General features: G+C 53.8%; 13 protein-coding genes. 7 read left to right on the forward strand and 6 right to left on the reverse strand.

The genetic code is table 11. The features are described from left to right. Positions 1–20: 20 nt before the first annotated feature. The 6 genes from THS27_RS20875 to THS27_RS20900 all read right to left on the reverse strand — a co-directional run bounded on the left by THS27_RS20875 (position 21) and on the right by THS27_RS20900 (position 6,102). On the reverse strand, positions 21–914 hold the full coding sequence (locus THS27_RS20875) for a CoA ester lyase (RefSeq protein ID WP_085594110.1): 894 nt from the start codon (positions 912–914) through the stop codon (positions 21–23). Then, positions 911–2,158 carry a CaiB/BaiF CoA-transferase family protein gene (locus THS27_RS20880; protein WP_085594112.1) on the reverse strand — a complete coding sequence of 416 codons (1,248 nt, stop codon included), beginning with the start codon at positions 2,156–2,158 and terminating at the stop codon, positions 911–913. The genes THS27_RS20875 and THS27_RS20880 overlap by 4 nt, the downstream gene beginning before the upstream one ends. Positions 2,159–2,248: 90 nt before the next feature. Beyond that, a complete protein-coding gene (locus THS27_RS20885) occupies positions 2,249–3,754 on the reverse strand; it encodes a tripartite tricarboxylate transporter permease (protein ID WP_085594114.1) in 1,506 nt (501 codons plus the stop codon). A gap of 36 nt (positions 3,755–3,790) precedes the next feature. Next, positions 3,791–4,270, reverse strand: a complete 480-nt coding sequence (locus THS27_RS20890; protein ID WP_085594116.1) for a tripartite tricarboxylate transporter TctB family protein — start codon at positions 4,268–4,270, stop codon at positions 3,791–3,793. A gap of 27 nt (positions 4,271–4,297) precedes the next feature. Continuing rightward, positions 4,298–5,257 carry a tripartite tricarboxylate transporter substrate binding protein gene (locus THS27_RS20895; RefSeq protein ID WP_085594118.1) on the reverse strand — a complete coding sequence of 320 codons (960 nt, stop codon included), beginning with the start codon at positions 5,255–5,257 and terminating at the stop codon, positions 4,298–4,300. A gap of 92 nt (positions 5,258–5,349) precedes the next feature. Next, complete coding sequence (locus THS27_RS20900) at positions 5,350–6,102, reverse strand: IclR family transcriptional regulator (protein WP_085594119.1); 753 nt, start codon at positions 6,100–6,102, stop codon at positions 5,350–5,352. Between the two features lie 309 nt (positions 6,103–6,411). On the opposite strand from THS27_RS20900, the gene THS27_RS20905 reads away from it, so the two are divergent. The 7 genes from THS27_RS20905 (at position 6,412) to THS27_RS20935 (ending at position 13,997) form a co-directional block, all read left to right on the forward strand. Next, on the forward strand, positions 6,412–7,488 hold the full coding sequence (locus tag THS27_RS20905; protein WP_085594121.1) for a LacI family DNA-binding transcriptional regulator: 1,077 nt from the start codon (positions 6,412–6,414) through the stop codon (positions 7,486–7,488). Continuing rightward, entirely contained in the window at positions 7,485–8,504 is a 1,020-nt protein-coding gene (locus tag THS27_RS20910) for a PotD/PotF family extracellular solute-binding protein (RefSeq protein WP_085594122.1), read from the forward strand. Before THS27_RS20905 ends, THS27_RS20910 begins: the two co-directional genes overlap by 4 nt. 146 nt (positions 8,505–8,650) lie before the next feature. Further along, complete coding sequence (locus tag THS27_RS20915; RefSeq protein WP_085594124.1) at positions 8,651–9,478, forward strand: ABC transporter permease; 828 nt, start codon at positions 8,651–8,653, stop codon at positions 9,476–9,478. Beyond that, positions 9,475–10,254, forward strand: coding sequence for an ABC transporter permease (locus tag THS27_RS20920; protein WP_085594126.1), 780 nt, complete (start codon positions 9,475–9,477; stop codon positions 10,252–10,254). The genes THS27_RS20915 and THS27_RS20920 overlap by 4 nt, the downstream gene beginning before the upstream one ends. After that, complete coding sequence (locus tag THS27_RS20925) at positions 10,247–11,281, forward strand: ABC transporter ATP-binding protein (RefSeq protein WP_085594128.1); 1,035 nt, start codon at positions 10,247–10,249, stop codon at positions 11,279–11,281. The genes THS27_RS20920 and THS27_RS20925 overlap by 8 nt, the downstream gene beginning before the upstream one ends. Next, positions 11,281–12,213, forward strand: a complete 933-nt coding sequence (locus tag THS27_RS20930; RefSeq protein WP_085594129.1) for a nucleoside hydrolase — start codon at positions 11,281–11,283, stop codon at positions 12,211–12,213. The genes THS27_RS20925 and THS27_RS20930 overlap by 1 nt, the downstream gene beginning before the upstream one ends. Next, on the forward strand, positions 12,210–13,997 hold the full coding sequence (locus tag THS27_RS20935) for an adenine deaminase (RefSeq protein WP_085594131.1): 1,788 nt from the start codon (positions 12,210–12,212) through the stop codon (positions 13,995–13,997). The genes THS27_RS20930 and THS27_RS20935 overlap by 4 nt, the downstream gene beginning before the upstream one ends. Positions 13,998–14,042: the final 45 nt, after the last annotated feature.

Below are 14,042 nucleotides of genomic sequence, written 5' to 3' on the forward strand. Positions count from 1 at the left end.
GCTATTCAAACACTGAAACGTCAGATCAACCCGAAACGCTGTGCCCGAACCAGCAGCCTTTCGGCGCGTTTGCGCATCGGGGCGTCAATCATGCGGCCCTTCAAAACCGCCGCGCCCTTGCCTTGTGCCGCCGCCGCCTCAAGAGTTGCCATCACCTCGCGGGCATGGGCAATTTGCTCAACACTGGGGGAAAAAGCCTGATTTAAAACCGGCACCAGTGCCGGATGCACACAGGTCGATCCCTCAAAACCAAACCGGGCAGCACGGCGCGCAATTTCCAGGGTCTTTTCAACATTGGAATAATCGGCCGCACTTTCCAGCAAACCATAAGGCACAAGCCCCGCCTTGCGTGCCGCAAATACCAGTTGCTGGCGCGGTAATAACAGGGTTTCCGGGTCTGGCTCCATACCGGCCTCGGTCGCGAAATCTTCGCTGCCCAACAGCAGGCCAACCGAACGCGACGACGCCGTGGCAATGTCACTGGCAGCAAAAAAACCGGCAGGGGCCTCGATCATGGGAATGAACTTGATGCTTCCTGGTGCAATCCCGCGCTCGACTTCGAGTTCATCAAGGGTTTCGGCCAGCAGGGCGATTTTATCGGGCCGGTCGGCCTTGGGCAGCAAAATGGCCTTTAAACCCGGCTGGACGATTTTTTCCAGATCGGGAATGGCCTGCCGCAGGCTGGCATTAATCCGAACCAATACATCGCTGGGGCCATCGGCCATCTCGGCAATGGCGTCGGCGCACAGGTTGCGGGCATTTTCCTTGTCTGTGTCGGGCACACTGTCTTCAAGGTCCAGCACCACACCGTCAGCACCGCGTTGCTGGGCCTTGCCGACAAATCGCGGATTATTGGCGGGCACATACAGCAAGGACCGCCACGAACAAGGGGATTGATCCTGCAAAACCGTCATTTATCCGTACTCCGGCTAACCAGACCACTGTCAAAGGCGGCTTTAACCCGCTCATCATCATATCCAATATCGCGCAGGATCTGTTCGCTATGCTCGCCCAGTCGGGGGGCGGTAAAACGAATGGTGCCAGGGGTATCAGACAAACGCGGAACCGGGCTGTGCATGGCGATTTCACCAAGGTCATCGTCAGGCACATCAACATAAACGCCACGCTCGATAAAATGGCGATCTTCGTGAATATCGACAATGTTATAAAGTGGTGATGCCGTTATTTCGGCGGCTTCAAATTTTTCCATCACTTCATCGCGGGTATATTGGCCGATCCAGTCGCCAACGATTTTATCAACCTCCGACCGATGAGCGACACGGGCCGCATTGGTGGCATAGCGGGGGTCGCTGTTCATATCGTCGCGGCCCATAAGGCGAAACAGGCGTTCCGCCATGCGCTGCATCGATCCTGAAAGGGCAACATACAACCCGTCTGCCGTTTGATAAACATTGCGCGGGCTGGATGTATTTGAGCCATTGCCAACCCGTGGCTTGGCCTTGCCCGTCAGGGCAAAATCCAGTGCCTCGGGGCCAAGGGTGGAAATAATCGGTTCCAGCAGCGAAAGGTCAATCACCTGCCCCTGCCCGGTATCATCGCGCACCCGCAAGGCCGTCATAACCGAAAACGCCCCGTATAAACCGGCAATCATGTCGGCCAGGGCCAAGGGCGGCAATAACGGCCCGCCATCGGCCTCGCCATTGCGATGCGCAAAGCCCGACATCCCTTCGACAATCGTGCCAAAACCCGGACGCGGGCTGTAGGGTCCGGTCTGACCAAAACCTGACACCCGCAAAATCACCAATCCCGGGTGATCCTTGCGCAATTGATCAGGTGCCAGACCCATTTTCTCCATCGTGCCGGGGCGGAAATTTTCAATCAGCACATCGGCGCGGGCGATCAGACCGCGCAAGATATCAATCGCGCCATCCTTGCGAAAATCCAGGGCGATACTGCGTTTGTTACGCCCATACACCTTCCAGAAAGACGAAACACCGGCATTTTGCCACGCCCGTAACGGATCGCCCGATGAAACCGGTTCAACCTTGATAACATCGGCACCAAAATCGGCCAATTGCAGCGAGGTCATATTTCCCGCCACAAGACGTGACAGGTCAACAACCACAAGCCCTTTCAAAGCACCGCTTTGTTCGGGGGTAAAGGCTGCCTTGCGCCAATGTGATGTGGGTGCATCCATGAAAATTCGGTCCTTCAATTCTATATTTTTATTCTGAAAATTCAGTTTTACGGGGCCGCGACCAGACCAACGTCTGATCGCGGCATAATGCTATTCGGTACCGACACGGCGGCGACGTAAAAACTGCTTGCTGATGATGCTGGCGCAGACCACCAGAACCATAAACACAACCAGCGTCAATGAAACCGGGCGGTTGACAAAGATACTCCATGACCCCTGAGCAAGCATGATCGATTGACGGAAATAGTTTTCCGCCAGCGGGGCCAAAACCACTGCCAGAATAAACGGGCCAGTCGGATAGTCGTTCTTACGCATCAAATAGCCGATAACGCCGAAGATCAGCGCAATCCAGATATTAAACGTGCCGTAATTCAGCGAAAACGCCCCGACAATGCACAGCCCAACCACAATACTGGGCAAGTGCTTTTGCACCAGACGCAGCAGGTTCACAAATAACGGGATCAACAACACATTTGATGCCAGCAAAAAGAAGTTTGCCAAAATCAGACCGGCAATCATGGCCCAAACCACATCGCCAGACTGAATCATCAAAAGCGGGCCAGGCTGCAACCCGAACATGATCAACGCGCCCAGCATAATAGCTGTTCCGCCGGACCCCGGAATGCCGAGCGTAATAAGCGGAATAAGCGATCCCGGAACAGCGGCATTGTTTGAGGCTTCGGGGCTGGCAAGACCGGCAATCGCACCTTTGCCAAATGTTTCAGGCTTTTTTGACAATTTACGTTCCAGCGCATAAGCCAGAAATGTCGCAATTGTCGCGCCGGCGCCGGGCAGAATACCGATGAATGTTCCCAGAATTGATCCGCGTACTGTGGGGGCGGATGCTTCTTTGAGGTCTGCTTTGCCGGGAATATAATCGGAAAAACTGAAATTAGGTTTACCCAAATTCAGAACGATCTTGCGTTCAAGGTTATAAAAAACCTCGCCCAAACCATAAAGACCAATGATGATGGCAACGAAATCAATGCCTTCAATTAATTCAGGCACAAACGCAAACCGGACATGACCGGAAATGTAATCGCTGCCAAAGGTGCTGACCAAAAAGCCAAAGCAGGTAACGATCAATGCCTTGAAAACATCAGCACCCGCTAACAGAACAATCGTGCTAAGGCCTACCAGCATCAGCATAAAATATTCCGGCGGCCCAAGGAAAATGGCATATTCCGCAACCACGGGTGCAAAGAAAACCAGCACGGCCAGGCCGAAAAATCCGCCAACAAACGAACTTATGGCCGAAATACCCAATGCCAGGCCCCCCTTGCCCTTGCGCATCATCGGATACCCCTCAAGGGCCGTAATAATCGCGGGCGCATCGCCGGGCGTATTAATCAGGATCGACGTTATGCGGCCACCATACATGGTCCCCATGTAAACACCGGTCAAAAGGCACAGGCCCGATGCGTGGGGCATGCCAAATGTCAAAGGCAGCATCAGCGCGATACCCGCCGACGGGCCAAGGCCGGGCAAAGCACCGATGACAGTCCCGATAATCCCGGCAAGGAAAATCAGAACAATATTATGAAAAGTCAGCACGGTTTCAAAGCCGCCGCTGAGACTGGCGAGAGTATCAAGCATGACTGTTTCCAGAACAGATGTTCAAGGGACGGGCGGTCAATGAAGGGGGATGCGCAACCAGACCGAAAAGATCAGGTAAATCGCTGCCAGCACAATCAGGCTGATCACAACAGATTTAAGCAACCCGTGCCCCGAAAACCGCCACGACAGAAGGACCAGCAAAAGACCGAGCGGGATCAGCACACCAATATACGACATGGCATAGATACTGATCGCAATTGCAATAATTGCGCCGCCAAGCATAAGAGCACCCAACGTTTCCACGCCGCCGTTTTCGCCCCCATCCCCGCCGTGTGCAGCGGTATCTTGCGGAGCAACAAAGCCACGTTTTGAACGCAACACTGCCCGAAAAGCGACAACACCAACCAATGCCAGCAAAGCAATGGAAATGTTAAGCGGAATAAAACCCGGACCAAACGTGGTGTCGGTTGAATAAGGCATGTCAAGGCTGCCCCAAAGGAGGCTGCCGGAAAATACCGACAGCCCGCCCAGAAGAATGATCTCCGAAATTTTCATGGAGAACTCCGTTTCTTCGGAAGTTTCTTACTTGATGATGCCAAGGTTGGTCAGCGATGCTTTGTAAACATCGTTCATACCTTTAAGATATTCGGCAAATTCATCTGGTCCCAGAAAGTCAGGCACAACCGAGTTCGGCTGAATGTAATTTTCCTGCCATTCCTTGGTTTCACTCATCGCCTTGACCATTTTCAAAAGGTAGGCCTTTTCGGTATCACCAATGTCACCCGCGGCTACAACGCCGCGAAACAGGCTTAGATTGATGTCATAACCCTGTTCGATAAAGGTCGGAACATCGGGAAACAGTTCGACACGTTTTTCCGTGCTGATTGCAAGCGCGTTAAAGCGACCGGTTTTAATGAAATCGCCAACCGGGCCGGTATTGGTAATGGTGAAATCAACCTGATTGCTCAGCAATGCTGAAACAACTTCGCCGTCACCCTGAAACGGAATGTAATTCAGTTTTTTGCCAAGGGCTTCGGCCAGTTTGATGGTAACGATGTTTTCGATTGTTCCGGTGCCCGTACCACCCACATTCAAAACCTTGTCGGCTTTTGCAATATCGTCAAGCGTCTTGTAGGGGCCAGATGCGTTAACAACCAGTAATTCCGGATCAACACCAAGGCGGGCAATCGGGGTGAAATTGGTATAATCAAGCCCGATATTCGAGGTCAGCGGCGTCGTAATGAACGAAGAAGTCGCCGAGATCAGAAAATGCCCGTCACCCTTATGCGAATTTAAATATCCAAGGGCCACAGCAGAACTGCCACCGGGTTTGTTGACCACATTAATCGGAACTTCCGACAAATCGTTATTCTGGATGATCTTTGCCATGGCACGCAACATGGTGTCGTGCCCGCCGCCAGGGCCATAACCCGCCACAAATTCAATACCGCGTGATGGAAAATCATCTGCCTGTGCAACCCCGGCGAATGACAGGGCAACAGCCCCGGCCAGTGCACCTTTTATCAATTTCGTGAAAGTCATCTTCTTCCTCCCAATGTTTTTAAATCGCAATTTCATGTCCTGTTTTCCCGAAGAATGGAAATTGCATCGACCTGGCGTCGGAAAACCTGTTTTTATCGGTTTTCGCGACGTATTTCCGACAGCGCGGCCGAAGCCTGTTGCCCTGCCTTGATAACGACAGACAGAATTTCATCCTGCCGTGCCGCAATTCTTTCGCGCGGCCCTGCTATGTTCAGCGCCGCAACCATATTTCCGTTCCGGTCAAAAATGGGTGCCGCAATGCCAGCCGCCCCTTCGACCCGTCCCTGCAGATTCAATGAATAACCGTCGGTCCGTACCGTTTTGATCTGTGCAGTCAGTTCGTTGATGTCGACATCATCACGTTCGCGGGCCAAGTCGGCGCAATAGGCATTTAATGCGGCGTCGGTTAACCCCGCCAGCAACACCTGCCCGGTGGCAACATGTGCGGCAATACGCGCCACCGAAATGTCGCGATCATAGCGAATTTCGCGCGCTGGCAGCACCTTGTTGAGGTACCGCACCTGCTGCGCATCATCAAAAACGCCAATAAATCCGGTTTCATCGGTCAGACTGACTGCTTCGCGCAAGCTGGCATCGACAAGTCGCAAAACCGTGCCCCAGGCACGGCTGTCGGCACTTGCCTCTCCCGGCAATCGGCGAATGTGGTAAAGGCCCGCCTCATCACGGCGCACATATCCAGTTTCCACCAATGTACGTAACAACATCAGCGCACTGCTTTTGGGCAAAGACAGATTGGCAACAACGTCCGTAAGAGTTCGTCCGGCGGGCTGGCGTGCCAGCCATTCGATCACTTCAAGAATACGTTCTGCGCCACGACCACTCATCTTTCCTCCGGTATTTTCTAAAGTTCAGCATTTTGAACTTGTTCATTATTATGAACTAATGCTACAGTTCTGACTGATAAACTGTCAAGAAAAACCTCGTCCCTGGCGGGGCGCTTTCCCTTGTGTGGGATTCGCAAAATTTGAAATTGTTGTTTTTCAAATGCTTATAAATCTTCTCGCACCTGCGGAATAATTTCCCCTAACCTTGCCACAATTTCTTCTCGACTCTTTTTAAAGACTCGACTAGCGTTTGGTTAATCGATTAATCAATTCCGTAATCATCGCCAAACGCTTCTGCACAGGTATTTGATGGCCGCTCAGCGCACAGGACCCAACCTGACCAAAATTGCCTCCGCCCTTGGGGTGTCGACGGCAACCGTGTCCAATGCGCTGTCTGGCAAAGGTCGGGTTTCGGCAGATCTGGTCCAAAAAATCCGGCAAAAAGCCGATGAACTGGGATATGTACCCAGCAATGCTGGCCGCGCCTTGCGCACGGGCCGCTCGGGTGTTTTGGGGCTGGTCCTGCCCGACATTGCCAATCCGCTATTTCCGCAAATTGCCCAGGCCATGGAAATGGCGGCCTCAAATAATGGTTATGGCGTGCTCATTGCCGATTCACGCGGCGAAGTCACCACCCAGACCGATGCGATTGGCCGCTTAATCGAACGTGGTGTTGACGGGCTTATTGTTATTCCACGACGTGGCACCCGCATTGGCGCAGTTGGCTGCCCTGTCGCCATGGTCGATACCCCGTCCACTCCAGGCAACACTGTTTCCGCCGACCACTGGAATGGCGGCGAACAAATTGCCCGTCACCTCAGCGATCTTGGGCACAAAAAGATATTGCTGCTCGGCAATGACCCGGCATCGAACGTGCAAAATGACCGCATTGGCGGCATGAAAGCCGCCCTTGGCCACGATATTTGCCATCAAACCATCTGGCTGGAACCGATATTGCGTAACGGGGGCACAACAGCATCCCTAAAACTGCCCCATCTGGTTGAAACCGGCGTAACGGCAGTTGCTACCGTATCCGACCTGCTGGCATTGCGGGTATTAACCGAACTGCAAACAGCGGGTTTTCGGGTGCCCGGACACGTCAGTGTTACCGGTTTTGATGATTTGATTTTCTCCCCGGTTGTGACCCCCGCGCTTACAACCGTTCATATGGATATGGCACAAATAGCCGAAATTGCCGTTGTGGCATTGTTGGCTGAAATAACTGGCAATCGCGCAATAAAAACAACAACACCCCCTCAAAAAAGAACGGTCCCCGATACCGTCATGGCTGATACGTCCAGGGTTCCGATGGAACTGATCATTCGGTCTTCCACCGGCCCGGCTTTCCCTTATCAAACCCACGTTCCCAATGGAGAGACGTTGTGAAAAAACTGCTGCTGGCTTCATGCGCCCTTTTGCTGTCCCTTAATTCGGCACAGGCCGACGAACAAAAGCTGACAATTTCGGTTTATGGTTTTGCCCAGGATGCCTTCAAGGAAATTCTGTATAAACCGTTTGAAGAAAAATGCGGCTGTGAACTGGTTGTGGAAACCGGAAATTCGGTCGAGCGTCTTGCCAAAATGGAAGCCAACAAGGACCATCCGGTAATTGACCTCGCGGTGATGACCACGCAGGATGCCCTTGCTGCCCACCGCAAGGACCTGACCGATAAAATCGATACATCCAAACTGGCAAACTTTGACAAACTTTACGACATTGCCAAAGACCCTAACGGCGATGGTCACAGTCTTGGCTATACCTTTTACACAAGCTCGATCGCCTATCGTTCCGATAAAATCGACCTGACATCGTGGAAAGATCTTCTGTCTGACAAGCTGGCCGGCCATGTTGCCCTGCCCAACATCACCACCAGCCAGGGTCCGCTCACCCTTTATATGCTGGGCAAGGCTATGGGCGATGACGACACCACCCTGAAAGCTCCGATTGAAGAAGTCGGCAAGCACAAAGACGATATCGTTACCTTCTATGTCCGCTCCTCCCAATTGGTGCAGTTGATGCAGCAGGAAGAAATCTGGGCGGCACCAATTGGCCGATTTGCCTGGAAAGGCTTTTCCAAAATGGACCTGCCAATCAAATGGGCCACCCCGAAGGAAGGCCAGTCCGGCGGCATGAACGTGATGGTTTTAACCAAAGGCAGCGAACATCGCGATCTGGCCCTGCAATTCATGGATTTCTGGCTCTCGACCGATATCCAGACAAAACTTGCCGAAGGTCTGGTTGACAGCCCCGCGAACAAGGACGTCAAGGTTTCCGACGATATTGCCGACAACCTGACCTATGGTGCCGATACCGTTGCCAACCTGCATTTGATCCCGTCCGATGTCATGATCGATAATCGTGATGCATGGCTGAACCAGTGGAACGAAAAAGTCGGTCAATAACGCTTGCATCCAGGGTGCCATGCAATCGCTACGGCACCCTGATCATACTGCATTATTGTCCGCGAAATGCCGAATTAGCTTTGAATGCCCTCTCGCGACACCAACGCCAGGCATTCCACATATGACCACCCAAGCGAGCACCCAAAATGTTTCAGAACCGGGCCGAGGCCTTTGCCCTGGTCATGCCTGCCGCCGTTTTTGCCGGAGCCGTCTTTCTGGTTCCTGTGCTTATTCTTCTGTCCGAAGGATTTCACACCGCCGACGGCTGGAGCATACAGGCCTATATTGATTTCTTTTCCCATTCGCTTAATCAGGCGGTGTTTTTTCGCACCCTGAAACTGGCCGCAATGGTCACCGCGGCCGCCGCCGTCATTGGCTATGCAGCTGCCTTTGCGATTGTAAACCTGCCCGCCAAAGGCAAAGGCCGGATCACCGGGCTTGTCGTACTGCCACTGATGATTTCACCGGTCGCACGTACCTATGCCTGGCTGGTTATTTTGGGGCGTACCGGCTTTGTCAATCAGGCGCTGGTGGCCATTGGTCTAAGCGACGAACCGATCCGGTTTTTGTTTACCGAAACGGCGGTTTTTATCGGCCTGTTGCAGTTATTTTTGCCGCTTATGATCATTTCACTGATCAGCGCGCTTGAAAACATGCCGCGCGATGCGGTGCCCGCCGCGCGGGTTTTAGGTGCAAACTGGTTACAGGTTTTCACCCGCGTTATTTTACCGCTGACCCGCGAAGGGCTGGTCATTGGCGGTACGCTGGTTTTTACCGGTTCCATGACTGCCTATATCACTCCGGCCATTCTGGGCGGGTCCAAGGTTTTGATGCTGGAAACCCTGATGTATCAACGTGTGACGGTTGCCAATGATTTTGTATCGGCCAGTGTCATCGCATTAATCCTGATTGTCATGGCGTTTTCGGCCAATCTTTTGCTTAAACGTCTGGCAACGGCGAGGAACAAACGATGACATCACGCCTGTTTTCCCCCCTCGTTCTTGTCCTTGTACTGGCGTTTCTGATCGGTCCTTTCGCCATTATCATTGCCGCCTCGCTTTCGGCCGGTGAAACTTTGGCTTTCCCGCCACAAGGATTGTCACTGCGCTGGGTTTTCAAGGTTTTTGAAATCGAAAGTTTCCGGCAAAGTTTCGGCATTTCGCTGTTTCTGGCCATTGGCGGCACCTTAATGGCGCTGATTTTGGGTGTTCCTGCCAGCTATGCTCTGTCGCGCTATAAGGTGCCCGGCGCCGAAACCATCCGTACCATTGTCTCCTCGCCCATCATTGTGCCCGGCATCATCGTGGGTCTGGCGTTGCTGCGTTATTTTGTCGTGCCGTTTAACACCGGCATTCTGTTTGCGTTATTTGTCGCCCATACCGCATTAATCCTGCCTTATGCGGTGCGCGTGGTTTCCGCCAGTCTGACCAACTTACGATCCGACATTGAAGAAGCCGCCGTTTTGCTGGGATCCTCGCGGGTTGGCGCGTTTTTCCGCGTGGTTTTGCCCAATATTCGCGGCGGTATTCTGGCGGCCTTCATTCTGGGTTTTGTCACCAGTTTTAACCAGGTACCGGTCTCGCTGTTTTTGTCGGGCCCCGGTGTGCGCACTCTGCCCATCGATATGCTGGCTTATATGGAAATCACCTATGACCCGTCGGTCGCGGCCTTGTCGGCACTTCTGGCTTTCATGTCACTGGGTATTGTCTTTCTGGCCGAACGTTTCCTAGGATTTTCCCGCTATGTCTGATTCCCGCTTTCTCAGCCTTGAAAAACTGACCCTGTCCTATGGCAAAAACGTTGCCGTGCCGGAAATGGACCTTGATATTGGCAAAGGTGAACTCGTCGCCCTGCTTGGCCCGTCGGGCTGTGGTAAAACCACAACCATGCGCGCCATTGCCGGGTTGTTAAGCCCGTCATCGGGCACCATCCGCCTTGATGGCACCGATATTACCCGCACCCCGGCCAACAAACGCCCGGTCGGGCTGGTGTTTCAGTCCTATGCGCTGTTTCCGCACCTTAATGTTTACGAAAACGTTGCCTTTGGCCTGCGTTTGATGGGCGTCAAAGGCAAAGACCTTGAAGACCGGGTTAATCAGGGCCTTAAAACCGTTGGCCTTGGCAAATTCACCACCCGCAAACCGGCCGAACTTTCCGGCGGGCAGCAACAACGTGTCTCGCTGGCACGGTCGATGGTGATGGAACCCAAGGTATTACTGCTAGACGAACCGTTATCAAACCTTGATGCCCGCCTGCGCCTTGAAATGCGGACCGAGTTGCAACGGGTGCAAAAGGAAAGCGGTGTGACCATGATTTTTGTCACCCACGACCAGGTCGAAGCCCTGGCAATGGCAGACCGCATCATTGTGATGAAAGACGGGTTGATCGAACAAATCGGCACACCTGAAGAAATTTATAATCACCCGGTGTCGGATTTTGTTGCCGATTTTGTCGGCTTTGAAAATGTCTTTGCCCTGGAAAACGGCATGTTGAAAACCGGTGCCCAGCATGTCGACCTGCGCGGGACGGTTCCACCAAACACCAAGGGCCTTGCATGGCGCCCCGGCACCATCACGCTTGGTTCTGGTCCCCACCATGGGCAAGTTCGTGGCACATCCTTTGCCGGTGGCACACGGGAATATCTGCTTGATACACCCCTGGGCCAGATTAAGGCCGAATGTGATGCGCACCTGCCGGTTCATCCGTTTGGCAGCACCGTTTCCTTTGATCTGAAAGTCGAAAAAGCAGCCCCACTGGCCCGTTTCGGGGGCCTGTGATGGCAATATGGATTGATACCGACATGGGGTTTGACGACATAGCTGCTGTGCTATGCGTGACCCATGCCGGTTTGAAAATCGACGGGATGTCGCTGGTGGCGGGCAATTGCCCGTTACCGCAAGTGTGCAGCAATGCCGCCGCCGCCGCATCACTGTTTAACTGGCAATTTCCCATTCATGCCGGACGGGCCTGCCCGGTTTTGGGCCGTCTTGAAACCGCCGAACGCATTATGGGACCAACCGGCATGTTAACCGCCGGCCAATCCCTGCCATCCGCAACCCTAAAACCAGACATCCCGGCATTTGATGCCCTGTGTAACTGGCTGCAAGCACCAACCGCACCCGGCGATGAACGCCATATTCTGGCATTAGGCCCCCTTGGCAATATTGCCGCGCTGATACTGGCCCGCCCGGAACTGGCCGCCAAAATAGACCGTATAACATGGATGGGCGGGGCCGTAAGCCTGGGCAACCATACGCCATCGGCGGAATATAATGCATTCGCCGACCCCGAAGCACTTTCCATTGTGCTTGCCCATAATGTGCCCTTGCGGATGGTGGACCTTGATTTATGCCGTCAGGTAATTGCCACCCCGCAAGATGTTGTTGCGATCAGAAAGGCCAGGGGCAAAAACGCCCCGCTTTTAGCCGACCTGATCCAAGGCTATATCAATATCGGCCTGTCACGCGGGCGACAGGGCATGGCAATATTTGATCCCTGTGCCGCAATTGCGGTTACCAATGACGATGTCATCACATTTGCCCCGGCCCGAATTGACATAGACCTTAATACCGGGCCGTCACGCGGTCGTACCATTGTGGACCCGCGCCCAGCCGCCATAAAAAATGCCGAATATGCCGTTGGTGTTGATGCGGTTACCGCCCGCGAAATGATTTTTGCCGCCTTGCAAGCAGAAGCAGAAAAAGAATGAATACCAGAACCAGCGAACCCGCAGATCTAAATGATGAAACCCTGCGCAGCCGCGCCATCGCGGCCGCACGCGGCGATGCCCCGTTTGATGTGCTGATTACCGGCGGCCAGATCGTCGATATGGTCACCGGGGAAATGCGTCCGGCCGATATTGGCCTAACCGGCCCCCTGATCGCCAGCGTCCATGCCCCGGCCAGCCGCAAGGATGCCAATTGCACAATTGATGCAAACGGCAAATTCATCACACCGGGCCTGATCGACAGCCACATGCATGTCGAAAGTTCAATGGTCACACCCGCAATTTATGCGCAAACCGTGGCCCCGCGCGGTGTGACCACCATTGTCTGGGACCCGCATGAATTGGGCAATGTCCTTGGCAAGGATGGTGTAAAATGGGCTACGGCGGCCACCCGCAATCTGCCGCTACGTGCACTGGTTCTGGCCCCGTCCTGCGTGCCTGCGGCACCGGGACTGGAAGTTTCCGGCGCGGATTTTGACGGCGCAGCGATGGCCGACCTTCTGGCCTGGCCTGACATTGCCGGTGTTGCCGAAGTCATGAATATGCGCGGTGTCATTAACCGGACCGACCGCATGACCAATATCATGCAGGCCGGGTTGGCATCGGGTAAAATGATTTGTGGTCACGCACGCGGTTTAACCGGGGCGGATCTGCAAACCTTCATGACCGCTGGTGTCAGTTCCGATCACGAATTGACATCGAATGACGATTTGATGGAAAAATTGCGCGCCGGTATTCACATCGAAATGCGCGGATCGCACGACCATTTATTGCCAGGTTTTGTTAAAACCATCAACGAACTGGGCTTTTTGCCGCAAACCGTTTCGCTGTGCACAGACGATGTTTTTCCCGATGATTTGGCCGACAAAGGCGGGCTGGACGATGTTGTACGTCGGCTGGTGTCCTATGGCATGCCCGCCATTTGGGCCTTGCGCGCCGCAACGCTAAATGCAGCCACCCGGCTGGGCCGCAACGATCTGGGCCTTATCGCCGCCGGGCGCCGCGCCGATATCGCCATTTTTAACGACTTGACTGACTTTAACGCCAGTCATGTTCTCGTCAACGGCACCCTGGTCGCCCAAAATGGTGAAATCATCGTTTCTCCCCCGGCATTGGACCCGGCCCCGCTTTACGACACCATGAAAATCAAACCGTTAACCCCCAGCGATTTTTGCGTACAGGCAACGGGCAGCAAGGTAAAACTGGCAACCATCAACCAGCCCCGATTTACCCGCTGGGGTGAAATCATTGCCGATGTTAAAGACGGTTATGTGGTGCCACCCGCAGAAACCACCCTTATCGCGGTTGCCCATCGCCACGGCGTTGTCGATGCCCGGCCCCGGGTTGGCTTTTTAACCGGCTGGGGTAAATGGCGAGGTGCTGTTTGCACCAGCGTATCGCATGACAGCCACAACCTGACTGTTTTTGGCGGTAACGCGCACGATATGGCAATTGCCGCAAATGCCGTTATTACCGCTGGCGGCGGCATGGCCGTGGCATCGAACGGCAAAATCGATGCACTGCTACCTTTGCCGTTATGCGGGCTACTGTCCGAGGCATCGATGCGCGATGTCGCTAATCAATTCACTGCCATCCGCAGTGCAACCGACAATATTGTCGACTGGAACCCGCCCTATCTGGTGTTCAAGGCGTTATTCGGGGCCACACTAGCCTGCAATATCGGCCCGCACCAAACCGACCGGGGCATTGCCGATGTCATCAGCGACACCGTGCTGGAAACACCGGTTTTGGAAATCCTGGCATAACCGGACCTTCACCGGGCGTCGCAGGCGGGCCTTGTTTGCAGAAAC

The organism is Thalassospira sp. MCCC 1A01428 (assembly GCF_002115825.1).
In the GTDB taxonomy this organism is placed as follows: domain Bacteria; phylum Pseudomonadota; class Alphaproteobacteria; order Rhodospirillales; family Thalassospiraceae; genus Thalassospira.